The following is a 24,490-nucleotide window of genomic DNA, read 5'->3' as shown; positions in this document are numbered from 1 at the left end:
CAATACGCAGTTTTGAGGAATCGCCTTTGAATACGACTCCCGATCAGGGTCTCAGCTACAAGGACGCCGGTGTCGATATCCATGCCGGCAATCAACTGGTGGAGCGCATCAAGCCCATTGCGTCACGCACCCGGGTTCCTGGCGTGCTGGCCGGTCTCGGCGGCTTTGGCTCGCTGTTTGAATTGCCCCTGGAGCGCTTTCGGCAGCCGGTGCTGGTGGCCGGCACGGATGGAGTTGGAACCAAACTGAGACTGGCGATTGAAACTGGCCGGCACGCCGGTGTAGGCATCGATCTCGTGGCCATGTGTGTAAACGATATCGTGGTGCAGGGTGCCGAGCCGCTGTTTTTTCTCGACTACTACGCGACCGGCAAACTGGACGTGGACGCGGCGGCGGCGGTGATCGAGGGCATCGGGCGCGGGTGCGAACTGGCGGGCTGCGCCTTGGTGGGCGGAGAGACAGCGGAAATGCCCGGCATGTACGCGGCCGGTGACTACGATCTGGCGGGTTTTTGCGTTGGCATCGTTGAAAAGGAACGCATCCTGGACGGCACCCGCGTGGCCCCCGGTGACGTGCTGATCGGCTTGCCTTCCTCTGGACCCCATTCCAACGGCTATTCCTTGATCCGCAAGGTACTGGAGAAGTCTGGGGCCGGTCTCGAGCAGGCCTTCGACGGCGCTACCCTGGGCGAGCGCTTGCTGGAGCCGACGCGCATCTACGTCAAGTCCCTGCTGGCGCTGCTGGCGGAGGTCCCCGTGCACGCCCTGGCGCATATCACGGGCGGCGGTTTCACCGAGAACCTGCCGCGGGTGCTGGCGCCGACCACGGGGGCGCTCATCGATCTGGATGCCTGGCCTTTGCCCCCGGTGTTCGGCTGGTTACAGAACCAGGGGGGGATCGCCCAGGACGAGATGTTGCGCACGTTCAATTGCGGCATCGGCATGCTGGTCTGCGTGGCGGCCGCCGATGCCGAGCGTGCGCTGCAGGTGTTGAGGGCGCAGGGCGAGGCGCCCGTGGTGCTGGGGGAGATCGTCGCGGGCGAACCGGTGGTCGGCTACCGCGCCAGCCTGCAACCCGCTTGAACGTAGTCGCGTCGCTCGAACCGCGCGCATCATTTTGAAAACCCATGGGAGACCGTTTGATGGATCTGGCCGTCGTTGTGCCCGTGCACAATGAAGAGGAAAACCTCGAGCCCCTGTTGAGGGAGATTGACAACGCCCTGGCGGGCGTGTGTGAGCACGAAATCATCTATGTGGATGATGGCAGCACCGACGCCACCCGCGCCCGGCTTCAGGCGCTGAAGCAGGCGTTTCCGCGTCTGCGGGTATTGATGCATGCGCGAGCCTGCGGCCAGAGCACGGCCCTGATGACGGGCGTGCGTGCCGCCCGCGCAGGGGTGATCGCCACCCTGGACGGAGATGGGCAGAACGATCCCGCCGACATCCCCCGCTTGCTGGTGTCCCTGCGTGAACTGCAACAGGAGCAGCCCTTGGCCATGGTGGCGGGGTATCGCCGCAAGCGCAAGGACACCGGGTGGCGCAAATTCTCCTCGCGGGTGGCCAATGCGGTGCGCGGCGGCCTGTTGGGGGATCAGACCCCGGATACGGGCTGCGGGCTCAAGGTCTTCTCGCGGGAGGTGTTTCTGCTACTTCCCTATTTCGACCACATGCATCGCTTTCTACCAGCCCTGGTGCAGCGCGCCGGTGGTAAGGTCATCTCGGTGGAAGTCAACCACCGGTCCAGGCTCAGTGGTCAGTCCAAGTACGGCACCTGGCATCGATTGTGGGTCGGCATCGTTGATTTGTTCGGCGTCATGTGGCTGCAGCGCCGCGCCCGGGTGCCGCAGGTGGAAGAAGGCTGAGGGCTCGCCCGGCAGATGCGCGATTCCCCGCGAGCTCTGAGGAGCCGCGAGGCGGTCGCCTCGTTCAGAACATGCCGAGCTGCAGCTTGGCGACCTCGGACATCATTTCCCGCGACCAGGGTGGATCGAACACTACTTCCACGTTGACGCGGGTGACCCCAGGCAGGTTTCGGATGCCCAGTTCCACGTCCTGCTGCAGGATAGGCCCCATGCCGCAGCCCGGCGCCGTCAGGGTCATGATCACATGCACCGCGTGTCCGCCCTCGGCGTCCGGCGTCACCCCGCAATGGTAAACCAGCCCCAGATCGACGATGTTGACCGGAATCTCGGGGTCGAACACGGTCCGCATGACCTCCCAGGCGTTCTTCTCGATGGTTTCAGCGTCGTTGCCGCTCTCCAGATTCCCCAGGCTGGGGGGTTCCTTGCCCAGGGCGTCTGCGTCGTCACCTGCGATGCGGACCATGTTGCCGCGCTCGGTGGTGACGGTGAAGTTCCCGCCCAGTGATTGAAACAGGGTCACGATGTGTCCCTGGGGCAGGGTCAGAGGGGTGCCTTCGGGAATCTGAACGGCATGTACCTCACGCTGCAGGGCGATGCTTTCACGACCATACATCGTTAAATCTCTCCATTGGATTGTTGGTTTGGGCGGTTTATGCCGCCAACGGGCCGCAGAACACCGCGCCATTCGCGCCCCGGCTGCCAGGGCCAAGCAATTGAACGTAGCGGCTGGCGAGGGCGGTGGGGTCGCCGCGGTGGTCGGCCCGCTCACCCGGATGGGACTTCATGCGCAGGGCCGAGTTCACAGGACCCGGTTCAAACAGGTTGACGCGGACGCGGCCGCCCGCCTCAAGCTCCTGAGCGAGCACCTTGGCTAGACCTTCGAGCGCGGATTTGGCGATGCCGTAGGCGCCCCAATAGGCCCGTCGGCGGCTGGCGGAACTGTCTCCGGTGAACACTACGGATGCATCGCCGCTTCGCGCCAGCAGGGGCAACAGGGCCCGGGTGAGCAGATGGGGGGCGGTCAGGTTGATGCGCAGCGCGCGCTCCAGGCTCACGCCATCCACGTCCCGCAAGGGTCCGAGTACTCCCATTTCCGCCGCACTATGCAACAAGCCATGCAGGGCGCCGAATTCGCGCTCGATGGTCTGGGCAAGTTCCTCGTAATCCGCTTCCGTTGCGCCCGCCAGGTCCATGGGATAGAGAGCGGGCCGCGGGTGGCCGCTGTCGGTAATCTGATCGTACAGCCATTCCAGCCGCTTCAGCGCCTTGTCCAGCAGGATGGTCTGCGCGCCCTGGGCGGCGCAAGCGCGCGCCGCGACCGTGCCCAGGCTTCCTGCGGCACCTGTGATGAGGATGACGCGCCCGCTGAGGTTATCCCCGGTTTCGAACAAGATGGTCATGCGCTCCTCGTGTCCAGCCAGTCCAGCAGGTCGGATGGCCGACCCAGCATCCCGTCTGCACCCCAGTCCTGGGCCGGATCGTCTTCGCCCAGATAGCCGTACAAGGCAGCCAGAGTATGCATGCCGGCGTTTCTCCCCGCCTGGATGTCGCGCCTTGCGTCGCCCACATAGACGCAGTCGCTCGCGTCGCGGTCCAGTCGGCGGCAGGCCTCCAGCATGGGTGCCGGATGCGGTTTCTTGTGCGGCAGGGTATCCCCGCTGATGATGCAGCCGGGCCGGTCGAAAACCCCGAGGCTTTGCAGCAGGCGATGGGTGAAGCGCGTGACTTTGTTGGTGACGATGCCCCAGGGGAGCCCCCGATGCTCCAATTCGTCCAGTACGGCCTCGATACCCTCAAAATATCGCGTATGCACGGCGATATTGTCCTCATACAGATTCAGCATACGCGCCAGCAGGGCCTGTCCATCCACCGGTCTGGGATCCCGGCTGCGCACGTGGGCCAGCATGGCCTCGGCACCGCCGGAGATCAAGGGGCGCAAGTCGGCCAAGGGCTGCGGAGCGAGGCCCGCTTCGGAGACTGCGGCGTTACAGGCGCGGACCAGGTCCTCGGCGGTATCCAACAGGGTCCCGTCCAGGTCGAAGAGGACGGCCCGGGGTGTCGTTGTTGCCATGGCGTCAATCCGGGCTGCGGGTGAAAGCGGCCAGGTAGTTGACGCCGACATCGGGACCCAGGCTGAACTGGCGGGTGATGGGGTTGTAGCTCACGCCCTCCATGGAGACCAGGTCCAGTCCGCTCTGACGGCCCCAGTGCACCAGTTCCGAAGGCCGGATGAAAGTGGCGTAGTCATGGGTGCCCTTGGGGATCATGCGCAGCAGGTACTCGGCGCCGACGATGGCCAGCAGATAGGCCTTCAGGTTGCGGTTGAGGGTGGAGAAAAACACCATGCCTCCCGGTTTCACCAGGCGCGCGCAGGCATTGACGATCGAGGCGGGGTTGGGCACATGTTCCAGCATTTCCATGCAGGTCACCAGGTCGAACGCGCCGGGTTGCTCGGCGGCCAGCGCCTCGGCGCTGATCTTGCGGTAGGCCACGGGGACGCCGGATTCCAGCCCGTGCAGATCGGCCACGTCCAGCAGGTCGGCGCTCAGGTCGATGCCCAGCACCTCCGCCCCACAGCGGGCCAGCCCTTCACTGAGGATGCCGCCGCCACAGCCCACGTCCACGACCCGTTGGCCCTCCAAGGCTGCCATCGCGCGGATGAATTGAACGCGCAGTGGGTTGACCGCATGCAGGGTCTTGAATTCGCCGTCGGGATCCCACCAGCGCTCGGCCTGGCTGCCGAACTTGTGGATTTCGTGCGCGTGTACGTTTTCGGCGGAAGTCATCGCGTATCAGGCCTCGGTTGCAGTTGCGGCCAACCGCTCGCGCCAGGCGCAGGCCTTGGCGACGATGGCGGACTGGTCCAGGGTGGTAAGTTCACGGTTCTTGAGCAAGCGCCGGCCCGCGACCCAGACGTCACTGACCTGCTGACGGCCCACGGCGTAAACGATATCCGAAATGGGGTCGAACAAGGGCAGGTTTTCCAGTCGCCCCAGGTCGATGGCGGTGATGTCGGCGGATTTGCCAGCCACCAAGGAACCAATCTCGCTCTCCAGCCCCAGGGCTCGGGCACCGGCCAGGGTTGCCATACGCAACGCGACCGGCGCCGGCACGGCCCTGGCATCGCCCGCGAGGCCCTTGGCCAGGAGCGCGGCTGTGCGCATCTCGCCCAGCATGTCCAGGTCATTATTGCTGGCGGCGCCGTCGGTGCCCAAGGCAACATTGATGCCGGCGTCGAGCAGCCTCGCCACCGGGCAGAAGCCGCTGGCCAGCTTCAGGTTGGACTCTGGACAGTGCACCACGTGGGCTCCACTGCGGGCGTAGAGCTCGATTTCGCTATCGGTGAGCTGGGTCATGTGCACGCCGATGAAGCCGGGGCCGAGCAATTCCAACTGGTCGAGCCGTTGCAGAGGACGCATGCCGTGGCTGGCCCGTCCCTGTTCCACCTCGTCGGCGGTTTCGTGCACGTGCATGTGAATGGGGCGCTCCAACTCCGCTGCTAGCACGCGGACGCGCGACAGCGGGCCGTCGGACACGGAGTAGGGCGCATGGGGTGCGAAGAGAGTCTTTATAAGGTTCTGGTGACGCAGCTCATCATGCAGCGCCAGTCCCTGGGACAGGTAGTCGTCGGGCCCGCTGCCGCCGGCGCTGGGAAAATCGACCAGGATCATGCCCACGCTGGCTCGCATGCCGCACTGCAGCGCGAGGCGCGCGGTAACCTGGGGAAAGAAGTACATATCGTTGAAGCAGGTGATTCCGCCGCGCAGCATTTCCGCAATGGCCAACTCGGTCCCGTCGTGCACGAAGGATTCGCCCACCCAGCGGCTTTCCAGGGGCCAGATGTGTTTGTGCAGCCAATCCATCATGGGCATGTCGTCCGCCACGCCCCGCAGGAGCGCCATGGCGGCGTGCGTATGCGCGTTCACCAGGCCGGGTATGAGCGCGTGTTGCGGCAGGTCTGTATGGGTGCCGGGCTGATAGCGGTTCAAGGCGTCTGCGGTGGGCAGAACCTCGAGGATTTGGCCGTTGCGGATGGCCACGGCGTGATGGTCCAGCACCACGCCTTCCGGTTCTACCGGTATCACCCAGCGGGCACTGATCAGCGAGTCGATGCGCATTCGTCGTTAGAAACCTAGCGTAAGCCTAGACTTTATCACGTCAGCACCCCTTTTTGCATCCGCCTCGAGAGGCTCTGCGCAGGCCTCCTGGGAAAGGCTCTCGTCCCCACTGCGTATGACAGTTGAGGTTATCCCTATCGAATCCAGCCTGACGGCCTAGTCAATCACATGGATCGTCGAAAGGCCCGATGAAATGGTAGCGTAAGGCGGTGAAGTAATTAGAGTGAAATTTATGGGATATTCAGCAGGAGCTATGGCATATCCCCTAGTGAATTTCCGCAAAGCTTCAGTATCCTCGCCTTATGTTCTTCATTTTGAATGAAGGTTTTTCTGAAAATCCATCGGCATGACGCTTGCTTATGTTATCGAGTTGGGTTGCGCTCAGCTGTGACCCGATATATCCGGTATATGCTTCGCCCCTGACATAGAGTATGGGACGAGTGTACTTTGACTTTTCGATAATTATAGGGAGTTCTAGATGAAAGCTAGCATTATGTTTCGCATGCTGTGGATTGCCATTTTTGCGCTGATCGCAAATGTGAGTTTCGCAGGTGGCCGTTACGCTGATCCGCCGATGAACCTGGGCGAAGTCTACAAGGCCACCCAGACCGCTCTTGAAGCTGCAAAGGCCGGCAATAAGGACGCTGCTTTGGAATCCGCCAACCAGGGCCGTAAACTGGCGGTGGCCTCGTTCAAGGAAAAGAGCACCATGCCCATGCAGATCGCGTCCAGCTATCTCAAAGAAGCGGTCGCGCTCCTAGAGGCCGGTAACATGGGTGAAGCCATTCCGAAATTGGAGCACGTCATCACGAAGTGCGGTGAGGAAATCGACTACTACAAGAAAGATGGCAAGATGTAATCGATTTCCAGGGACATAAACGGGGTAACGAGAGCCAAGACAGGTTTTCACTAAGCTATTTCCGTTGCTTGTATCCAGACCTCGATCTATTGATCGAGGTCAATCCCGGTCTGTTTCGATACTGTCAGATGACGCGGGCTTTCCGTTGCCGCCCTCGATTTCATGGGGGGCTGTGGATTACGTTCGTGTTCCGCCTAATTCAACTTAAACTAAGTAACCATAATCCGGGAACATTTTTCCGGTGAGGGTTTTTATGTCACATGCCACACGCATTATTGTTTGTATTGCCGTCTTCCTCGCTTTATCGGGATGCGGCAAGGAAGGGCCTTTCGGTAATACTCCGGGCCCGAAGAAGCCCGACTGGATGACGCACTGAGCTGCGTTTCAAAGATTTTTATAAGGGTGGATTGGCGCGACGGCTCCCGGACTTGGCCGAAGTATGGGGAGCCGAGCGACCATAGCGCGCTTATCTATGTGCGTATCCGGATTGGCCGGGTCGCTGAATTCGAACCCAATTCTAAGACGTGAGGCAGAAGCCTTGTCCTGCCGCGAGCGACCCCTCCCGTGGCGAAGGAGTCCAGTATTTGGCCGTGGAATCGGTCCATCCTGAGTCCGCATCGGTAGGTGTTTATCTCTGCTACTCTCCCAGTGGCGCGCAGGTTTTCCGGCCAAAGTCTGGGATTGCGCGAGTGATCCTGACTTCAGCCTGGGGGACCGACGGGCTAAGCCACATCGGCCTCGCCCTTGATCTTGAGGGGCATTGCGGCGGCAGTCCGCAATTGTAGTATGGTTCAGCGCACGCCCAGGGCGCGCTGCAGATTGGCCTTGTTCTGCTGCATGACACTGAGGAAATCACCGTCTTCAGGCCGGTTGGCGCAGGGGTCGAACACCACGCTCTGCACGCCGGTCTCTTTCAGGCGCTTGGCAATATCCGCGTTTGGTTGCGCCTCCCATAGCATCCATTGAGCCTGGCGTTCCCGGTTGAGGCTTTCCAAAGCCTGCCATTCGCCTGCTGGAGGCATTTCATCGGGTTCCCAATGCACGCTCTCCAGGTTCAGGCCATAGCGCCGCGCCAGATACTGATACACCGGATGAGAACCGAGCAGTGCAATGCCCGGTTTGGCGGAAGCGAGGGACTTGAGTTCGGAGTCGAGTTTCTCGAGGTCGGTCCGCAAGCTGGCGAAGTTGCCCATAATCTGGCTTTTCAATTCTGGCCGCTTTCGCGCAAAGGCCTGCGCGATGGCCTCCGCCTGTTTGACTGCTTGAGTGAGGTCCAGCCAGGTGGTGAAGGCGGTGCCGGCGTGGGAGTGCGTGCCAGCAGGGCCGTGGCTGTGGGTGACAGCATTGGCGATGACGATGAAGTCCTGCTTAAAGGCAGCCGACGTGTCTACCGTTTTAAGTCTCGGCAAGGACACGCGCGCCAGCCACTTTTCGTAGTCTGCGCCGTTTAGCAGGATCAGGTCGGCACGTTGCATGTCCCCGATGTCCCGCGGCGAAGGCTTCCAGAAGGCGGGGTCTTCTCCGGCCGGAACCGGCATGGAGACGGTCGCGCGAGTCCCGGCGATGCGTTCGGCGAAATAGGCCAGCGGGTAGTTGGATGCGATGATCCTGAGCCGGCTCGAGGTGTCGAGATCCGCATGAGCGGCCGTCGTCAGCGCCAGGCAGATCAGCCAGAGACAATGCTTGAACGTTGGATGTTTGAACAAGGGGGGCTCCTTCAGGAAATGACAAGGTGCTGAACGAGGGGTTCGGCATAGGTGCGCACGAGCTGGACCAAGGCCAGGCAGATCAGTCCGGCGAATCCGGCCAACAGGATGCATTCCGCGGCTACGAGACGCGCCACGGTGCTGCGGCTGCAGCCCATCAGGAAAATGGTGTGCAGTTCGCGCTCCCTCAGCCTCAAGGACAAAGTAAATACCAGGCCCACGGCCAGCAAAGCGGCGCTTCCCACCCAGAGCAGGACGGCGTCCAGCAGATCTCCCACCTTGAACACGTTTTGCAGCAGGCCCTGCGCAATCTGCGGAGGCTGGACGATTTGCGCAGGGTCATCCGGTGACAGGTAGCGGCCCTGTAAGAGGGTGGCGGCGCGCCGATCGTGGGGGAGGGCGATCACGGCGCTGATGGGGTAGGTCAGGGGATCGCCATGGAAGTGGAAACTTTCGACGTTTTCCGGCGTGATCTCTGTGTAGGTCACCAGACGCGGGTCGGCGACCACATTCGACGGACTGCCAGCGGTGGCCTGGGCTTCGTGGCCGTGTCCGAGTCCCTCGATGATCCAGGCGGTCTGCAGGTCGATGAACACGGCCGCATCATCCGGCGAATGATTTCTGGCGAGGATGCCAGCGACGTGCAGCTTCAAGGGATACACGCCGGCCAGGTCCAGCATGTTCTCCGGGGTGGTGAGCAGGTTGTCGCCGGGTTTGAGATGCAGTGCGGCGGCAGCATCGGCGCCGATCACACACTCGCCCAGCAGGGCGAAGGTCCGGCCTTGTTGGGGCTCGAGGCCACGGAATTCAAGATAGTCCAGGGTAACGCCTACCAAGGGGTGGCCCTGGATACGGAACCGGGCATAGATCGGCAAGGGGTCTGCCCAGCCGCTGTCGGCGATGCGCTCCACTTCCGCCATGCGTGTGGCCGGTGGCGGCACCGTGTTGAAGTACAAGGCGGCCAGGGTCAGGTCAACGGCGCTGCCTCGCGCGCCGATAAGTAAAGGCGTTGACTCGGCGCGCGCCAGCATCTGCCGCTCACCGGCATCCATGAGTGAGTGCAGCGCCATGGGTAAACTGCCGATCAGACTGAGGCAAATGACCAAAATCCAGGTACGCCCCGTGTGGTGGCGCAAATAGCGCCATGCCAGGTAGAAATCGTGGCGCATTTGCTAGTGCAGGGCGGAGAAGTCGATGACGCGGTCAAAGCGCGGCAGCAGTTCGTGGTCGTGGGTCACGGCGATGAGGCCGGCGCCCTGCGCGTCCGTGGCACGGAAGAGCAGGTCGAGAATGCGTTGCTTGTTAACAGGATCGAGGTTGCCGGTGGCTTCATCGGCCAGCAACAGCTTAGGTTTGGGCAACAGGGCCCGGCACACGGCGGCGCGTTGGCGTTCGCCCTGGGATAATTCGCTGGGCATGTGCTCGAGTTTCCCACCCAGGCCGACATCATCCGCCAGTAGCCGCGCGCGCTGGCGTACGTCCGCGCTGAGTTTCAGAACATGGTTGATGCGGTAGGTATGAAGGATGTTGTCCAGGACGTTTAGATAATCCAGCAGTTCCAGTTCCTGGAATACGAATCCGATCCGGCTCACACGGAAGTTGCGCCGAGCGCCGTCGTCCATGTCCTGAAGGTGGGCACCATCCACGCTCAAGCTGCCACTCTGTGCCGGGATGATGCCGGCGATGAGCTTGAGCAGGGTGCTCTTGCCGCTGCCGCTGGGCCCGATGATGGCGACCTTCGCCTGAGGCTCGATGGTAAGTGAAGTCACGTCCATTCGGAATTCGCTACCTGGATAGCTGAAGTGCAGATTGCGTATGTGGATCATGAGGCGGGGCCGGAGCCCAAGTCCTGTCCGTCGAGAAAATCCATGGCGGTGATGCGCACGCGCTGATCAGGGGCGACCTGCAGCTTAAGGCGGGCGCGGTAGCGATTGTGGCGTGGATGGGAATGCCCCCAATGCGAAACGCTGCCATGGGCGACCCATTCCGCCTCCAGTTCTGCGGTGGCCGGTGTCTCCGTGGGCATCAGTTGCAGATGCTCGATTTCGACCCGATCCACTTTGCCCAGGCCGCCGATGCCCTGCGAATGCCTGAGCAGGCTGCGGCGCTGCTGAAGATAGGTTTCTTCCAGGAGTTGACCGTCAAGGCTGCGGGCAAGCCGGTCGTAGACGGCTTCTTCATCCCGTAGTTGAAATCCCCGGTAGGCATTGTGCAGCATGGGTGCTAGCACGGCGCGTAACCGGGTTTCGTCCAGCAAGCCGGAGCCGTCGCCTCCCTGCTGCTGCCGGATGCCTGGGTGGCAGCTCAGGGCCGTGCCAAGCGCTAATGCGCCGGCAAGGGTCAAGCCGGCGAAACGCCGTCTGGGGTTCAGCAGCCAGATAAACCAGACACCAACTGGCAGCAACAGTGCCAGCAAAGTGGACAGTCGCCGCTCGGAATCCGGAGCGGGCTGTGCTGCGCTTGCCAGCGTGAAGGGCTCTGAGTCGGCAGGAGCAGCCGCTTCGCTGGCCAAAGGCTCGAATCCATCCTCGTGCGCCCAGTCCATCCGTGGCTGTGCAGGCGTTACATAGGCATCAAAGCTCTCGGTGCCTTGGAGAACGCTGACGGGCCAGGGGGCTGCGTCTGGCGGGAACAGGTCCCAGGTCAGAGAGAGAGTAGTGGCCGGTTGTTCCGTAAAGTAGGCGAGCACGACGCCCACCAGGGCCGCCGTGGTGTCGACCGGTCCTGGCGGCAGGGGTTGAACGCCCGTGCGGGTGAAGCCGACGAACTGCACCTGTTCCGACTCGGCCAGCCGTTCCTGGCCATCCACCTCCAGTCGCAACTGCCTCTTGACCAGATTGGCGATGGCTTCGGATAGTCGGGATTGGTCGTCCTCTGATAAGGTTTTGGGCTTCATGAGATCGGCGGGAAGCCAGCGCTTCAGGTCCGTGAGGCGCAGCAATAGTTCGTGCCGCACTTCCAGCGGCTCCACATACAGGAAAGAACGTGGTTGGGCATGCCGGCGAACCAAGCCCGGATCGTCGAATCCGGATTTCCAGGGATCTTCCGTGTCCAGATGGGCGCGCAGGTTTCCTGAGAGCGGCGCCAGGTCTGCCAAGGGGACGCCACGGTCGAGGACCACCAGGCCGATTCGGTTCTCCAGGCCTGCGGCAGGCGCCAGCGTGAATCCGGAGACCGCGCCGGCTGGCGTGAGCACACGTGTTATTTCAACGAATTCCACCGGCGTACCGTTCGCGTCGGGCACGGCCTCTTTGGTGACTCGCGGTTGCAACTCCTGCAAGGGCGCGCCGTGGTCCGCCCTTATCCGCATGAGCCTGCGTGAAAGCGCTTCCGGGGTAACATCCCGCTCCTTACCCAGGCGTTGTGCCAGTTCGGGGAGCATTTTGAGTGGGATGCGGAGAGTCAGCGTGAAGACGCCGGGTTGAACCGCCAGTTCCGCCAGCACCGTGTAGTTGGAGAACCCGGCCCAGTCGGCGGCAAGCGGCGGCGCCATTGCCGCAACGGCGGCCAGAAGCCATCCTTGCAGGAGTTTATGCATCTGGGCCGCCACGCGGGCTATTGGCGTCAGGCTCTCTTCAAGCCGGTGGATAGCGCAGCGCATCAGCCTCAGCCGCCTTGGGGCGGCGATAGGCGCGCCAGGTGCGAAAGCCGATGAGGGCCATGGTGCCGAAGAAGGCGATGGTGATGAAGGCCGTCAACTTGCCCATCCAGTCGGTGGATTTGCTCGGGCTTGGCAGACCCACGCTGAAAGGAATCCGTAGCCGGTCGTCCTCGGTGATGGCGTCTTCGCCGATGCTAGCGATGAGCGCGTAATGTCCCGGTTTGGTGATGTCGACTTGAGTGTCCGCGGTGCCGTTCTTGTAGATCTTGGCCGGAACTTCGGCCAGGGTGGCGATCTCGCGGGTAGGAGTGCCGTCCACTCCGAACTCCTCTTCAACCACCCGCAGTGAGATGGGCGTGGAACGCACGTCGCGGTCCAGCAGGTCCATGGTCAAATAGGTCTTTCCGATCTGAGGCACTTCCTGGCAGTACTTCTCGAAGGGGGTGGCCTCGTTCTTGAACGTGCCGGGCTGCAGGGCAGTGAAATGTATGACGTAAAAATCGTTTGCAATCAAACAGTTCATGTTTGATCCAGAGTACGACTGGCGCCCGTTCAAGGGATCTCGCGGCGCGTTGGCCCCCAGTGCGGGACCTCCCAGGAGGCCCGCCAGCAGGGTGACGGACAGAAAACAGGCCAGACGGGCTGGTGCGCGGTCGAATTTGCTCATGGTAATTCCCTCATTGTTTGCCTTGTACTTGGAAGTAGTACTTTCCACTGACTACATGCCCGTCCGCCGACAGTACCCGGTAGCGCACCATGTACCGTCCCGGAGGGAGTTTTTCCACCGTTGCGCGCAAATGCGAGCGATCGGTGAAATCCAGTTTGGCGTCGTGCTTGTCGACGCGCTTGCCCGCCTCGTCCACCACGGCCAGGGCCAGGTATTCTTCACCGACGCCATCGTTGAAGATCAGTAGGACTTCTTCAGGCGCATCGCTGATCACGGACTCTTTCTCGGGATTCGCCTTGACCAGGATCGCATGGGCGAGCAGATGCGGGAGTGCGATGGCTGTCAGGGCAAAAGGGTTGGTCTCGCGGTTCTGCGCCGCTTGCGCCGTGCCCGTGGTGAGCCACTCTTCCGTGGTTTGGGTCGGTGTGACCGGAAAAGCGCCTGCCCCAGGGGAACTCAATGTGAGGCCGAGGAGGGTGAATCGGCATAGCGGGCCAAACGACAAATGCTGTGTCATGAAATCATGAGTCCAAAGAGTGCATGGTGAGTGTGCGGCCGCCGCCCGGTGCGCGCTCAGTCCAGAATGCGCGGAATCCGAAGGGCGTTGCCACGATACGGGGGTGATCAGCCGACTCAGGGCCCTTGGTCAGGGCCTTTGCCTGAGACCACGTTTTGCCGCCATCCTTGGACTGGCGCACATGAATCAGGCCTTTCCCGCCTGTCGTGATGCTGTAAACCACAGCGATGTGTCTCGCGGACAGGGCGGCGATGTCGGCTTCGCGGCTGCTGCTGTCACCCAGCCGGAAAGGGGGTAACCAGGATGCGCCCAGGTCCGACGACTTCAGGTAATACAAGCCCGGGGCAGACTCGATCCCGGTCCAGACCACGCTGTGGAGTTGGGCGGCGTTCTTGCGGATGGCGCTGGCGAAACCGCCGCCGCAGTGCGGGCAGCCGGCGAAATGCCATTTGAAATCGCCGACGCTACCCAGGTCTTTCCAGGAGCCTGCCTTGTTACGGACGGCGAGGCGCATGTCGTGCGGCTCATCGTCGCGATAAAGGACTGCCACTGAGCGATCGGGCATTATGCCGATGCGATTCCAGCAGCAGGTGCAGACCACGCCGTCGATGGTGGTCTGCTGCGACCAGCGACGTCCCCCATCGGTGGAATTGAGATAACGCAAGCCTTGGGCGTTGCCATTCTCCTCGCGGTCGTCCAGCCAGACCAGGTGAAATGTCCCGCTTGCGTCGGCCACCAGATCCGGATAGGACTGATTGTTGGTGGGATCGTCGATGTCAGGCAGGAGGGATTGAGTCCAGGTGTGGCCGTTGTCGCCCGAGCGTGCGAGGCGCAGGGGGCCGCCGGTGGGGAATTGCCCGCGCTGCTGCCAGGCCACTACCAGATGCGGGCCACTCGCGGCCACCTGGGCGTCGTTGCCACGTCGGGAAACGATGGGAGGATCAGATTCTGCCGTAACGAATGCTGGCTTACTCCAACTCCGTCCTCCGTCACTGGAAGCCAGGTAGGCCAGCATCGGGTTGGCGTGACCAGTGAAACGGCCTGCCACCAAGGCGTGGAGTTTATTTGCCTCGTTGTAGATGTCCAGGCTGTGCACATCCACAAGTCCCTCGATGGCAGGAACATTCGGCAATCCACCGTTTTGATCTTGGGCGACTCGGGATGCGCCCGTGGCAATGGCGGGTACGACCAATATCAGCAGTTGCAGGACGCGGGAGAGCAGCCGCGCGCCATCGAGTGAGCGCGTCGACCCGCCGGTAATACGTGGACGGTGGGATGGTTGGAGCAACCGTAATAACCTCTGATTCTGTGCCTTATTGCTTTTTTCTTATGGACGGCCTTCTTTACATGGAATCCGTCTCGGCGGAGTGCATGCAGTGACGCAGGCCGCCTGGTGTTATTTAATCAATCTGCGTGCCAGAAAAAACGCTTGTGAAAACAGTAAGGTAAGAGAGGTGTAGGATTCTCAATATGGCAATTAACGGAAGCGCTGGGGGAAATGACGCGGGGCTGGTCTTGGCCTGCGTGCTGGTGGACAGTGCAAGGATGGGCTGGAGTGTCGGCCCGGTGATTGAAGGTGGAGTCTGAGTTTATCCGGTCGCGGGTGTCGTGCCCCGTCATTCCGAGGATAGCAGGGGACTGATGGTTGGTTTCGGCGTATCAGCCTGGAGAGATGCCGGCCTCGCCTAGCAGGCAATGGCACCTTCTATGCTTGTTAACTCTGGCATATCCGGTTTTCGCCGGCAGTCGGGTATCACGGGCAGGCGAGGTTGACTCTCCTCCACGAACCTCATGGCCTACTCGTGCGCTTCTCAATTTGTTGCCACCAGCGTTCGACAGCCGGCGCTTTTTTTAAGACTCTGCGGTTTTGGATCTTGAAACGAGGGTCACGCCCCAATCACACAGTGCCTTTACTACAGCAGATTCAAGGTCGTGCAGCCGGTCCTGTATCGTGTCCGTGAGTTCCATGCCGAATTCAACGCGTTCCGGTACCATCCCGCAAATCATTAAGTGGGGTGGGTGCATTCCCTGCAGCTGGCTAATGGCTAGTACCTCCTGAAAATTGATCTGATGCATGGACAATTTTTGGGTCAGACACTGTGGTACATCGTCGCCTTCGAGGCTGACCACAGTCCCGGGCGGGGCACCGGTCTGTGTCGCATCGATTGCCAGCAAATGAGTGATTCCGCCCATGTGAGACAAGAGCTGCAGGCCCATGACCCCGCCATCCAAGCAGATCAGGTTGGATGGGAGATCGTAGTTTTGGAGAATTCTCTCGAGCACACGGATACCGAGTCCATCATCGCCCATCAAGACGTTGCCCAGGCCCAGGAGTAATACCGTCTTTTCAGTTTCCGTGTGCACCGAACAGAACCTGGGCTGTTAGCGGCCTCGGTGCCCGGGCGGAAGTGCGCCGCCCGCGGTCCCGCCTATTTGCTTGGCAGTCGCTTTTGCCCCGTGGCTTTGGCATAGAGCCAGGCAATCAGTTTGATCACGCGACTTATGAGGTCTGACACGATATTCAGGATTTCCGCCACCGCTTCCGCCGTGGTCTTGCCCTTGAATCGTTGGCCCGCGTAGCGCATAGCCATGGGCGTGCCGAACAGGCCAAGCACCAGGCCGAGAACCAGCGAGCCGGACAGCAGTGTTGTACCTTGTGCCGACTCCCCTGTTACGGACGGCGCCGGGGTCGATGAGGCATCGGAACCCTTGACGGACAGCGCTCCCGCCGCGACGGTAGCTGGTGCCGGGCCGGGGCCATAGTAATCAGGTATGGCAGGGTCGGTCAGGCCTGGAATACTCGGAAACGTGCCGCTGCCGTTGCCCACGATAAGTTCTCCCTTCATGCCCTTTTCCATGTGCTGGGCAATGTCGCAATGGACCAAGTAGGTCTTGTCCTCCTTCGGAAGGATCAAGGTGCCCGTCACTTTGCCGGGGCCGGTCACTTCCAAGTGGAACATGCCCTTGTCGTACATGTACTTGGGGAGCCCATGCATCATCCATTGATGGCGGATGTTGTCTTCGTTGACGAACGTGATGGTCAACCGGGTGCAGGGCTTGAAACGCCACTCCTGGGTATCGAAGGCGAACATGGTACCCGGAAACTTTTGGGAATACTTGTGACCACCATGCACGGTGATGTGCGCATCTTCGGAAATCTTGTCGCATCCGCCCGGCAGCTTGTCCTTGTTTTGTCCCATGACCATGCCACCGTCCATGTCCATCAGGTGACCGTCGCCGTGATCCATCATCATGTTGTGGTCAACAATCTTGGACTCCGCGGCGCCCGTCATGGATGCCGGAAGACTCAACGCCAATGCAATAAGCAAGCTTTTCATCTTCGTCACAGCCTCATTTCATCCGCTTCAACCGGGCGACCGCATCATGGGCCAGCGGAATGAAGAAATTACGCTTCAGGTAGAAGAAATAGCCTAAGACTCCAAGCAAAATTCCCGTCAGCAGATTCCCAAAGCTGGCAGAACCGTTCGGCGAGCTGGCTGCCTGCGCACTTTGATTCGCCTGTGCTTGGGATGGTGCCGGGGCAACTGTCTGGCTGCTCGCAGCGGCCGTTGCCGGCAATCCCAGGGCGCCCCAGTCGCCGGCGAAGTTCTGCCAGATGGGGACTTTGCGCTCCCAGAATTGCTTGGTGAAATAAGGAGTCAAGTCCATGCCGTGCGTTTTCGGGGTGCCTTTTTCGTCCAGGTATTCCTTGTAGACGATGACGCTGATGCTTCCACCTTCACCGACGCCGTCGGTTGTGAACGCCTTCTCGACGTGGTCGTGAAACATCCAGATTCCGGATCCGAAGCTGTGCAGCCCGTCGTTGGTGGTGTTCAGTTCCAGGTCGAGGCGTTGGGCCGGCGCAATGGAATACACATCACGGGTTACCCTCGCGGCCGGGTTATGCTCCACGCCATCGTAGTGGGTTTCCGTTGCCTTGTGGCCATGGGTGTGTAAGGCCAGGAGTTCCGTATGACCATTCAGCACCCGCATCTTGATCTTCTGGTTGGGCTCCACAACCATGATGGATTCGCGCAAGGTGTAGGGAAACGCGCGTCCGTTCAAAATGAAGTAATCGTCTGTCGCGTCGGTGATGTCGTATTCCTGATTCATGGCCCGCGCGATCAGACGCGGATCGTTGGCGGCCTGAATCATGCGGTGCAATTCTTTGTCCACCGACTGGAAGTGCAAGTCGTATTCGCGGTCGTATTTTTCACGGACGGCTTTGGAGGGCGAGCGCACCTGGCCATTGCCCACGTTGAAAGTCTGCACCCAATTGTTGGGCCTATTTTCCTCGACTACAAACATTCCCGCGAGGCCCATGGGAATATGGGTATGCGGCTGCACATGGCAGTGATAATACATCGTGCCCGGCTGCCTGGGTTTGATGACGTAGGTCTTGCTCTCGCCGGGCATGATATCCATGTGGCTGGTCTGGCCTACGCCATCGTTACCTTCGCCACTGTGGTCGCGGAAGGGATGGTCGACGCCGTGCAGGTGTATGGAATGCGGGAAATAGTGCGTGTTTTCCACCACCAGCCACACGATGTCACCCTGCTCGACGCGGATGGTCGGGGACGGCATGCGCAGCAAGGCGTTGGCCTCTGCGCTGGCGAAACTCTTGGTGGACATGTCGCGCGTTTTGGGCGCAAACACCCAGAAGCCCGGTCTGATACCGGGGGCGATGTCAAAGGTCGGCACCACGCCCGCGAAGTCTGGCGAGTGGCCGTTGATCTCCATGATCTCCAGCTTGATGATGATATGGTCAGGATCGCCGTCGCCGTCCATGTCATTGGACATGGTGATTGCGTCCGCGGCCAGATTCGTGTCCATCAGCGTTTGCATGGAGACGTTGTTGGTCCCCTTCACGAACACCGCGATGTCTGCGGGATTGTCGGGGTTGCAGACGCGTTCCTCTTGAATCGTGACACCTTCCAGCGTCTGGGAGTCGCGCCATTCCGGCGGCACGCCGCTATTGCAGAAGGGTTCGGCGTCAGCCAGGGGTACTTTTTCAGTAGGCGGGGGCGTGGTTACGGCGCCAGCCGCGAAGGACATCAATAATGCGCAACTTAACAGCGATCTGAGGGGTATTCTGAGCATCTGAACTTCTGCCATAGGGTCGCGGTCACCGACTGGATACAAGAAAGCGGCCGCGGGCTTGCCGCGGCCGCCTCCACAGCCGCCGTCAGGCTGATTTTTTCTTGAGCAGGCCGTCGATGAGGGCTTTGAACTGGGCGTTAGACAGGTAAAAGATGTAGCCGCCCGCCACCAGGATCACCATGAGGATGATGATTGCGTTGGTGGACAGTCCACCGCCACTCACGTTGGTGCCTACCTTGAACGGAACGTGGGCATCCACTTTCTGACCTTCGTTGATCAAAGTCACGTGCGCCAAGTACTTGCTGGGTTCCGTGAAGTTGAGATTGATGTTGAAGGTTCCAGAGGGATGCGTCGAGGGCTCCTGATAGTAAACGCGGGTCCCTTCGGGTTCCTTGGTGACTTCCAACTCGACCGTCATGGCGCGCAGGGCTTTTCCCTCGTAGTCGAATACGAGAGTGCTGGGGCCGAGTTCCGGTATCGCGTCGCAGTATTCGGTGGTGCCGGTCAATTGGGGCTGGTAAGCGGTAAAATGCACCAAGTGGGGGCCCACGAAGATTCGACATTGGTCGGTGTCGACGCTAGCTCCGCCATGAGCCCATGAACTGGACGTTGGGAGCAAGGCCGATAGAACGATGGCTAGCGTTGCAACCCAGCTTCTGACAAAGGTTAGATTACGCATATCTCTTCCCTCATTATTTTTGGTTTATGTAATATCGTTATGACTCTCGGGACGAGCAAACTGAAAGATCCGTGGCACGCCGTCAAGGTGCACGGCGGATTTCCGAGAACGGAACCGTTTGGAAGCCTGGATCGAACATAAGCAGCCTATCATAGGCCGCTCGGTTGATAAAGATTTCAATAGCCCTGCCTCTTTCTTTCCAACGCGCATTTCGCCCATCCAAATTTCAAAGCGTGTGACAGGCAAAGCTCTATAAAGTTCGGACTCACCGGTCACTTTGTCTGTAGGCCTCGGCGGCACACGCCACGAACTCGTGCATTGCCTTTTGCTTGCGCGTTCGGTGAACTCGCGACCAGACCTTCTTATCGATTTCACAGAAGTCAAGTTCAGAAAGTCGACCTAAGAGCCGCATGCTTCAGTGTCCGCTGCTGCTTCAGGTTCTATGGGTCGTAATTTAAGCAAAGCCCAAACTAGGCTTGCCTAAATCCTGGATAGTAAGTCTTATAAGATTCCTATTGGCTCTTTTGGAGACCTATTTCGAAGATCTTGTCACGAAGCTGAAAAAATTTATAGGTTGGTTTTTTTAGAGATTGATGAGGGCTCTTAATAAATGATTTTTTAGGCCTTAAATTGTTTGTGTTATTTGGAAGTTATAGTGATATTTTTGTTAGGCTAAGTAATCAAGTGTCACGACAATTTAGTGGTTCCATGGTGCCTTGATTGCAGTACGTGTGGCATATCGAAAAGCTCAATTAACCCATTCTTCTCTGTTTGTCGGATTTAATCGGACCGCGAGGACTGCGCGAGGACAGCTAAACCAAGACTTAGAGCAAGGAGTCTTGGTAGGTAAAAAGCGGACTAGCAAAATAGATATTTCCCATCCCCTCATTTTCCGGCCTCACTAATTTGATCTAGGTCAAAGGTTGTGCGGTTGTGATATCAATTCAGCGAAATGTATTTCGTTGAAATCTAAAGAACCTTTGATATTCATAAACTTAAGTGATGCTTAAGCTCTCTGAAGGTCGGTCTAAAGTCCGAAAGCTACTGGCCGATTTCTCCGGTATCTGTTTTTGTGAAGTCCCCCGCTTAATTTGCGTGTTCGCCGGCTAATCTCATTCACAAAGTGATTTTACTTGGGTAGCTCAGTTTAAGGCTGCATGGATTTCCGTTTTAACATCATCTTTTAGTTAGGGCAAGCCTCTATATATCGATAAAGGGGAGGAGATATTTTATGGGTCGGTTAGAAGATATTCCGGTTCGTGTCGAAAGCGTAAAGTGTGGCTTTGGTCCTTCGGGCCTGCCTAATCGAGATGCGGTCCTGGCTCTCCTCAATGAGATCGATGCGAAGCTGTCGTCCTTCATCGATAAAGGCGAAGAGTCAACCCTAGATTTGAGGATGTTGGTTCGTTCCTCACCAGATATTTCACTCATACACAGCATTCTCGGTCGCGGCGAAGTTGCCGCAGTTGTTACCACCTCTGGCAATTCTGAAATCACCGAGACTTCCGTTCCATGCCTGTGGTGGGTCATCCACTACGATGTCAACAATCATGTACTCGGCACATTTCTCGAGATTGCTGAAATACCTAATCTACTGCGCTCAGATAGAGGGTCCGTGGCGCACGGGCTAGCCCTTCTGCGCGCCCGCGGCGCGGACCTGATTATGCCGGTTCGACCAACCTCCATGCCTTGACCTGTTGGGAGTGGAACATGAACACGCAACAAACATTACTGGAAGCGCTGATGGAACGCGGTGTCTCGCGGCGCTCGTTTCTAAAATTCGCTGGAGTCACCGCTTCGGCGCTCGCGTTGTCCAGTCAGCAAGCACGGGTATTCGCCGACGCCTTGGCTAACGTTCGCAGGCCAACCGTGATCTGGCTGTCGTTCCAGCAGTGCACTGGGTGCTCCGAGTCCATTCTTCGCTCTTTTGATCCGTCGATTGAAACATTGGTGCTTGACGTTATTTCCCTCGATTACCACGAAACTTTGCAAGTGGCGGCGGGGGAGTTCGCGGAAAAGGCGCGCAAGGATGCGATGGCAGCGGCCTATGGTCAGTATGTTCTGATCGTAGATGGCGCGATTCCGACGGGAGAGTCCGAATTTTGGTCCTGTGCAGCCGGAAATTCGAATTTGGCGACTCTGAACGAGGCGGTTAGCGGCGCAGCCTTGGTGGTTGCCCTGGGAACCTGCGCGGCTTACGGCGGAATTCCGGCAGCTTATCCCAATCCGACGCACGCAGCGGGTTACGCTGATCTGGTGGCACAAGGTTTGGTGCGCCCGAGCGGCGAAGGAAGGCTGCCGCCGTTTGTCAACATTGCTGGCTGCCCACCCATGGCGTCGGTCATCACGGGAACCATTGCTTATTACCTAGTGCATGGGATTCCGCAACTCGATGCCTATTTCCGGCCCGTGGTTTTTTACGGGCAGACGGTACATGACAGTTGCCCGCGGCTCTCGCATTTCATCGCGGGGAACTTTGCCAACAGCTACGGTGACGAAGGGGCCCGCCAAGGCTATTGCCTGATCGGACTCGGATGCAAGGGGCCGGAAACGTTCAATGCGTGCACGGCTCTGGGGTGGAATCGAGATCCCTCGACGAACGAACCGAAGTATTCGCCCACGCTCGTAGGACACGGCTGCATAGGTTGTTCCGAGCCCCAGTTCTGGGACAAGGGGTTTGATCCGATCACAAAAACGTTCCGTAGCAGCTTCTACTACTAAGCCGGTCCGTCCGCCCTAGGACGGCGAGAAGCGCCCGGTCTGAAACGAATCAAGGAGCACGAGTCATGAGTAAGGTAATCGTGGACCCGGTGACCCGAATTGAAGGGCACCTGCATATTGAAACTGATGTCGCATCAGATGGCACTGTGACCGGTGCTTACAGCAGCGGCACGATGTTCCGTGGCATCGAGGAAATTCTAAAAGGCCGAGACCCCCGCGACGCCTGGGCAATCACTCAGCGGATCTGTGGTGTATGCACCGTCGTGCACGCCATGGCCTCAATTCGATCCGTCGAGCATGCATTGCACTATCGCATCCCAAAAAACGCAAGGCTCATTCGAAACATATTGAGCGGCGTCCAGATGGTGCAAGACCAAGTGGTTCATTTCTACCAACTGACATCGCCGGATTGGATGGACGTAACTTCGGCACTCAAGGCAGACCCACAGAAAACAGCGGATTTGCAACGTTGCCTATCCGGCTGGGATAAAAACTCCCCCGACTATTTTCGTGCCGTCAAGGACAAGCTGTCCACTTTCGTATCTTCCGGGCAGTTGGGTATTTTTGGGAACGCTTATTGGGGACATCCGGGTTACAAGCTTCCGCCCGAACTCAACCTGATGTTGTTCACGCATTACCTGGAAGCCCTGGACTGGCAGCGCCGGATGGTAAAGATCCATGCTATTTTCGGCGGCCGCAATCCCCACCCCAATTTCCTAGTCGGTGGTGTGCCTTGTGCGATCAGCACAGATGAGACGGGTCTTTTGCTAAATGGGAACACGTCTTCCGATCCCAATGGTTTTGAGGTCGTGCGGCAGACTCTCAAGGAAATGACGGATTTTGTCGACAAGGTTCATTTGCCTGACATGCTGGCTATGGCGCGGTTCTATCCCGAGTGGTTTACCCTGGGAGAGGGTCTGGGGAACTTTCTTAGCTTCGGCGACTACCCGCAAGACGATAATCCGTCCTGGGGCGCGCTGGCGCCAAAACTTGCGATACCCAGCGGCGCCATACTTTGGCCGAAAGACAGCACAGGCAGGCGGCTGCCTCTGTCGCGTTTTCGATTGGCGGATGCGGTCTATCCCATCGATCTTTCGAACCCTTCTGAAATCCAAGAATTCGTTGCGAAATCTTGGTTCAACTATACGCTTGCCGGTAAGTCGGCAGGACTGCATCCCTTCGATGGCGAAACCGTTCCCGCGTACACCGGGCCGACTCGTGCGTACGCGCCGCATGTCCCGGTATGCGAGGGCGGCGAACTGTTATTCGACCCGGCGCGCGGACCTGAGTATTCGTGGCTCAAGACGCCTCGTTGGAAAGGCAATGCCATGGAAGTCGGACCCCTTGCGCGAGTGATGGTGCTTTATGCGAAGGGCGATCCGGCGACACAAGCCCTCGTTAACGATAGCCTCGGACAGATCAAGCAACCCCTCAGCGGCATGTTTTCGACCATGGGAAGGCTGCTGGCGGAAGCACTCGATACCAAGATAATTGGCGATATGACCAAGGTCTGGTTCGAGGAACTCATGGCGAACATTCAGGGTGGTGACCTCGCGACCCATAACGCGGAATTATTTCAGCCTTTTACTTGGCCGGCAGAGGTCAAAGGATTCGGCTTTACCGAAGCTCCGCGAGGCGCGCTCGGACACTGGGTCAAGATCAAGGATGGAAAGATCGAGTCGTATCAGACGGTAGTTCCGACCACCTGGAACGCCGCGCCGCGCGATCCGGCGAACAATCCGAGTGCGTATGAGGCCGCCTTGCAAGATGGCAAGCACAAGCTGGCTGTCGCGGACCAGCCACTGGAACTGTTGCGGACCATCCACAGCTTCAATCCCTGCATGGCGTGCGCAGTTCATGTCATCGACGCACGGAAGAATGAAGTGCTGCGGGTAAAGGTCATGGGGTGAATGTCATGAACAGAGAAAGCAACAGTACTGTATCCCGTGGTCAGGTGGCGAGTCTGGCGTTCTTGTTGGCCGGCATTGGTATTTCGGACGCCCTCGCGACCTCGACCTTTGCGACCAAACTTGATACCCAATGCGCGACGCTTCCGGTGGCGCCGAGTGCACCGCAGCAGAGTCGGCCGTATCGCGCGTCGAACTACAATTGTTCCCTGTGCCATACGACCTCGAATCGCTCGCGTAGTGACTTAAATGCCGTTGGGACGGCTAGCCTGTCAACGAATGTGGCGGCCATGGATCCCTATTGCATCAACACCGCGCCAAAGACGGCCACGATCACTGTGCCAGCGACCGACGGGACTTCGGTACTCGCGGGGAGTACTGTCACGTTTACGGCTGGGGCGGTCACCGATCCCGATGGCTTTGCAATCACGTATCGTTGGAATTTTTCCAATGGCACCGCTTTAACCGGGCAATCCGTCAATTTCACGGTACCGACGGGAGCGGCAGAAGGGCCAATTGTAGCGACCTTGACCGTGACAGACCCTGACGGGGCAGCAGCTCCCGTGACACCCACACGCAGTATTTTGGTTAAGGCCTCGGCGACTCCAAGTCCGAGTCCGAGTCCGAGTCCGAGCCCGAGCCCGAGCCCGAGCCCGAGCCCGAGCCCGAGCCCGAGCCCGAGTCCGAGCCCGAGTCCGAGTCCGAGCCCGAGTCCGAGCCCGAGTCCGAGCCCGAGTCCGAGCCCGAGTCCGAG

At 59.4% G+C, this 24,490-nt stretch carries 23 protein-coding genes; 7 read left to right on the top strand and 16 right to left on the bottom strand.

From position 1 onward, the window contains the following. Positions 1–26: 26 nt before the first annotated feature. Positions 27–1,082 (top strand): phosphoribosylformylglycinamidine cyclo-ligase, encoded by a 1,056-nt coding sequence (purM, locus tag EK23_RS12380; protein ID WP_045225675.1) that lies wholly within the window; start codon positions 27–29, stop codon positions 1,080–1,082. Between the two features lie 59 nt (positions 1,083–1,141). After that, positions 1,142–1,861: a glycosyltransferase family 2 protein gene (locus tag EK23_RS12375; RefSeq protein WP_045225759.1), complete on the top strand. Its 720-nt coding sequence runs from the start codon at positions 1,142–1,144 to the stop codon at positions 1,859–1,861. A gap of 64 nt (positions 1,862–1,925) precedes the next feature. On the opposite strand, the gene sufT is transcribed toward EK23_RS12375, so the two are convergent. The 5 genes from sufT to EK23_RS12350 are packed head-to-tail and all read right to left on the bottom strand — an operon-like array spanning position 1,926 to position 5,979. Continuing rightward, the gene (sufT, locus tag EK23_RS12370) at positions 1,926–2,474 is read right to left on the bottom strand and encodes a putative Fe-S cluster assembly protein SufT (RefSeq protein ID WP_045225674.1); all 549 of its coding nucleotides are present in this window, start codon (positions 2,472–2,474) and stop codon (positions 1,926–1,928) included. Positions 2,475–2,511: 37 nt separating this feature from the next. Next, on the bottom strand, positions 2,512–3,261 hold the full coding sequence (locus EK23_RS12365; RefSeq protein WP_045225673.1) for an SDR family NAD(P)-dependent oxidoreductase: 750 nt from the start codon (positions 3,259–3,261) through the stop codon (positions 2,512–2,514). Continuing rightward, the gene (locus EK23_RS12360; RefSeq protein ID WP_045225672.1) at positions 3,258–3,932 is read right to left on the bottom strand and encodes an HAD-IA family hydrolase; all 675 of its coding nucleotides are present in this window, start codon (positions 3,930–3,932) and stop codon (positions 3,258–3,260) included. Before EK23_RS12360 ends, EK23_RS12365 begins: the two co-directional genes overlap by 4 nt. 4 nt (positions 3,933–3,936) lie before the next feature. Beyond that, on the bottom strand, positions 3,937–4,647 hold the full coding sequence (gene ubiG, locus EK23_RS12355; RefSeq protein WP_045225671.1) for a bifunctional 2-polyprenyl-6-hydroxyphenol methylase/3-demethylubiquinol 3-O-methyltransferase UbiG: 711 nt from the start codon (positions 4,645–4,647) through the stop codon (positions 3,937–3,939). Between the two features lie 6 nt (positions 4,648–4,653). Beyond that, a complete protein-coding gene (locus EK23_RS12350; protein ID WP_045225670.1) occupies positions 4,654–5,979 on the bottom strand; it encodes a TRZ/ATZ family hydrolase in 1,326 nt (441 codons plus the stop codon). Between the two features lie 478 nt (positions 5,980–6,457). Here EK23_RS12350 and EK23_RS12345 point away from each other — a divergent pair, with 478 nt between their 5' ends. Further along, positions 6,458–6,838, top strand: coding sequence for a hypothetical protein (locus tag EK23_RS12345; protein WP_045225669.1), 381 nt, complete (start codon positions 6,458–6,460; stop codon positions 6,836–6,838). A gap of 791 nt (positions 6,839–7,629) precedes the next feature. Here the strand turns inward: EK23_RS12345 and EK23_RS12340 are convergent. From EK23_RS12340 to EK23_RS12290, 11 genes are all read right to left on the bottom strand, one after another. Then, positions 7,630–8,544 (bottom strand): metal ABC transporter substrate-binding protein, encoded by a 915-nt coding sequence (locus EK23_RS12340; protein WP_045225668.1) that lies wholly within the window; start codon positions 8,542–8,544, stop codon positions 7,630–7,632. A gap of 11 nt (positions 8,545–8,555) precedes the next feature. Continuing rightward, positions 8,556–9,713, bottom strand: a complete 1,158-nt coding sequence (locus EK23_RS12335; protein ID WP_045225667.1) for an ABC transporter permease — start codon at positions 9,711–9,713, stop codon at positions 8,556–8,558. A 3-nt stretch (positions 9,714–9,716) separates the two neighbouring features. Next, a complete protein-coding gene (locus EK23_RS12330) occupies positions 9,717–10,370 on the bottom strand; it encodes an ABC transporter ATP-binding protein (protein ID WP_045225666.1) in 654 nt (217 codons plus the stop codon). Next, positions 10,367–12,145 (bottom strand): hypothetical protein, encoded by a 1,779-nt coding sequence (locus EK23_RS12325; protein ID WP_145998651.1) that lies wholly within the window; start codon positions 12,143–12,145, stop codon positions 10,367–10,369. Before EK23_RS12325 ends, EK23_RS12330 begins: the two co-directional genes overlap by 4 nt. Next, positions 12,120–12,812: a hypothetical protein gene (locus EK23_RS21800; protein WP_052808151.1), complete on the bottom strand. Its 693-nt coding sequence runs from the start codon at positions 12,810–12,812 to the stop codon at positions 12,120–12,122. Before EK23_RS21800 ends, EK23_RS12325 begins: the two co-directional genes overlap by 26 nt. A 10-nt stretch (positions 12,813–12,822) precedes the next feature. After that, complete coding sequence (locus EK23_RS12315) at positions 12,823–13,329, bottom strand: copper resistance CopC family protein (protein WP_082054154.1); 507 nt, start codon at positions 13,327–13,329, stop codon at positions 12,823–12,825. 4 nt (positions 13,330–13,333) lie between these two features. Next, entirely contained in the window at positions 13,334–14,617 is a 1,284-nt protein-coding gene (locus tag EK23_RS12310; protein ID WP_145998650.1) for a sialidase family protein, read from the bottom strand. Positions 14,618–15,180: 563 nt separating this feature from the next. After that, complete coding sequence (locus tag EK23_RS12305) at positions 15,181–15,693, bottom strand: HyaD/HybD family hydrogenase maturation endopeptidase (protein ID WP_052808149.1); 513 nt, start codon at positions 15,691–15,693, stop codon at positions 15,181–15,183. A 65-nt stretch (positions 15,694–15,758) separates the two neighbouring features. Continuing rightward, the gene (locus EK23_RS12300) at positions 15,759–16,667 is read right to left on the bottom strand and encodes a cupredoxin domain-containing protein (protein WP_045225665.1); all 909 of its coding nucleotides are present in this window, start codon (positions 16,665–16,667) and stop codon (positions 15,759–15,761) included. 13 nt (positions 16,668–16,680) lie between these two features. Further along, positions 16,681–18,384, bottom strand: a complete 1,704-nt coding sequence (locus tag EK23_RS12295; RefSeq protein ID WP_235282034.1) for a multicopper oxidase domain-containing protein — start codon at positions 18,382–18,384, stop codon at positions 16,681–16,683. 130 nt (positions 18,385–18,514) lie between these two features. Beyond that, positions 18,515–19,108, bottom strand: a complete 594-nt coding sequence (locus EK23_RS12290) for a hypothetical protein (RefSeq protein WP_045225663.1) — start codon at positions 19,106–19,108, stop codon at positions 18,515–18,517. Between the two features lie 1,231 nt (positions 19,109–20,339). Here EK23_RS12290 and EK23_RS12285 point away from each other — a divergent pair. The 4 genes from EK23_RS12285 to EK23_RS24855 all read left to right on the top strand — a co-directional run. Further along, the gene (locus tag EK23_RS12285; RefSeq protein ID WP_052808148.1) at positions 20,340–20,801 is read left to right on the top strand and encodes a hydrogenase expression/formation C-terminal domain-containing protein; all 462 of its coding nucleotides are present in this window, start codon (positions 20,340–20,342) and stop codon (positions 20,799–20,801) included. Positions 20,802–20,818: 17 nt separating this feature from the next. Continuing rightward, positions 20,819–21,829, top strand: a complete 1,011-nt coding sequence (locus EK23_RS12280) for a hydrogenase small subunit (RefSeq protein ID WP_045225662.1) — start codon at positions 20,819–20,821, stop codon at positions 21,827–21,829. A gap of 65 nt (positions 21,830–21,894) precedes the next feature. Further along, positions 21,895–23,739, top strand: a complete 1,845-nt coding sequence (locus tag EK23_RS12275; protein WP_045225661.1) for a nickel-dependent hydrogenase large subunit — start codon at positions 21,895–21,897, stop codon at positions 23,737–23,739. 5 nt (positions 23,740–23,744) lie between these two features. Next, a partial coding sequence (locus tag EK23_RS24855) for a PKD domain-containing protein (RefSeq protein ID WP_200892154.1) occupies positions 23,745–24,490 on the top strand: 746 nt, incomplete at its 3' end.

Origin of the sequence: Methyloterricola oryzae, from assembly GCF_000934725.1 — a bacterium.
Taxonomy (GTDB): domain Bacteria; phylum Pseudomonadota; class Gammaproteobacteria; order Methylococcales; family Methylococcaceae; genus Methyloterricola; species Methyloterricola oryzae.
This window is presented reverse-complemented; position numbering and strand designations above follow the sequence as displayed.

What these genes read in the sequence shown, in the direction of transcription:
- EK23_RS12295 (WP_235282034.1), bottom strand. Translation starts at nt 18,384, where the DNA reads ATGTCCTTCGCGGCTGGCGCCGTAACCACGCCCCCGCCTACTGAAAAA.
- EK23_RS12315 (WP_082054154.1), bottom strand. Translation starts at nt 13,329, where the DNA reads ATGACACAGCATTTGTCGTTTGGCCCGCTATGCCGATTCACCCTCCTC.
- EK23_RS12365 (WP_045225673.1), bottom strand. Translation starts at nt 3,261, where the DNA reads ATGACCATCTTGTTCGAAACCGGGGATAACCTCAGCGGGCGCGTCATC.
- EK23_RS12330 (WP_045225666.1), bottom strand. Translation starts at nt 10,370, where the DNA reads ATGATCCACATACGCAATCTGCACTTCAGCTATCCAGGTAGCGAATTC.
- EK23_RS12275 (WP_045225661.1), top strand. Translation starts at nt 21,895, where the DNA reads ATGAGTAAGGTAATCGTGGACCCGGTGACCCGAATTGAAGGGCACCTG.
- EK23_RS12285 (WP_052808148.1), top strand. Translation starts at nt 20,340, where the DNA reads ATGGGTCGGTTAGAAGATATTCCGGTTCGTGTCGAAAGCGTAAAGTGT.
- EK23_RS12280 (WP_045225662.1), top strand. Translation starts at nt 20,819, where the DNA reads ATGAACACGCAACAAACATTACTGGAAGCGCTGATGGAACGCGGTGTC.
- EK23_RS12325 (WP_145998651.1), bottom strand. Translation starts at nt 12,145, where the DNA reads ATGCGCTGCGCTATCCACCGGCTTGAAGAGAGCCTGACGCCAATAGCC.
- EK23_RS12350 (WP_045225670.1), bottom strand. Translation starts at nt 5,979, where the DNA reads ATGCGCATCGACTCGCTGATCAGTGCCCGCTGGGTGATACCGGTAGAA.
- EK23_RS12375 (WP_045225759.1), top strand. Translation starts at nt 1,142, where the DNA reads ATGGATCTGGCCGTCGTTGTGCCCGTGCACAATGAAGAGGAAAACCTC.
- EK23_RS12290 (WP_045225663.1), bottom strand. Translation starts at nt 19,108, where the DNA reads ATGCGTAATCTAACCTTTGTCAGAAGCTGGGTTGCAACGCTAGCCATC.
- EK23_RS12300 (WP_045225665.1), bottom strand. Translation starts at nt 16,667, where the DNA reads ATGAAAAGCTTGCTTATTGCATTGGCGTTGAGTCTTCCGGCATCCATG.
- EK23_RS12360 (WP_045225672.1), bottom strand. Translation starts at nt 3,932, where the DNA reads ATGGCAACAACGACACCCCGGGCCGTCCTCTTCGACCTGGACGGGACC.
- ubiG (WP_045225671.1), bottom strand. Translation starts at nt 4,647, where the DNA reads ATGACTTCCGCCGAAAACGTACACGCGCACGAAATCCACAAGTTCGGC.
- sufT (WP_045225674.1), bottom strand. Translation starts at nt 2,474, where the DNA reads ATGTATGGTCGTGAAAGCATCGCCCTGCAGCGTGAGGTACATGCCGTT.
- EK23_RS12335 (WP_045225667.1), bottom strand. Translation starts at nt 9,713, where the DNA reads ATGCGCCACGATTTCTACCTGGCATGGCGCTATTTGCGCCACCACACG.
- EK23_RS12345 (WP_045225669.1), top strand. Translation starts at nt 6,458, where the DNA reads ATGAAAGCTAGCATTATGTTTCGCATGCTGTGGATTGCCATTTTTGCG.
- EK23_RS21800 (WP_052808151.1), bottom strand. Translation starts at nt 12,812, where the DNA reads ATGAGCAAATTCGACCGCGCACCAGCCCGTCTGGCCTGTTTTCTGTCC.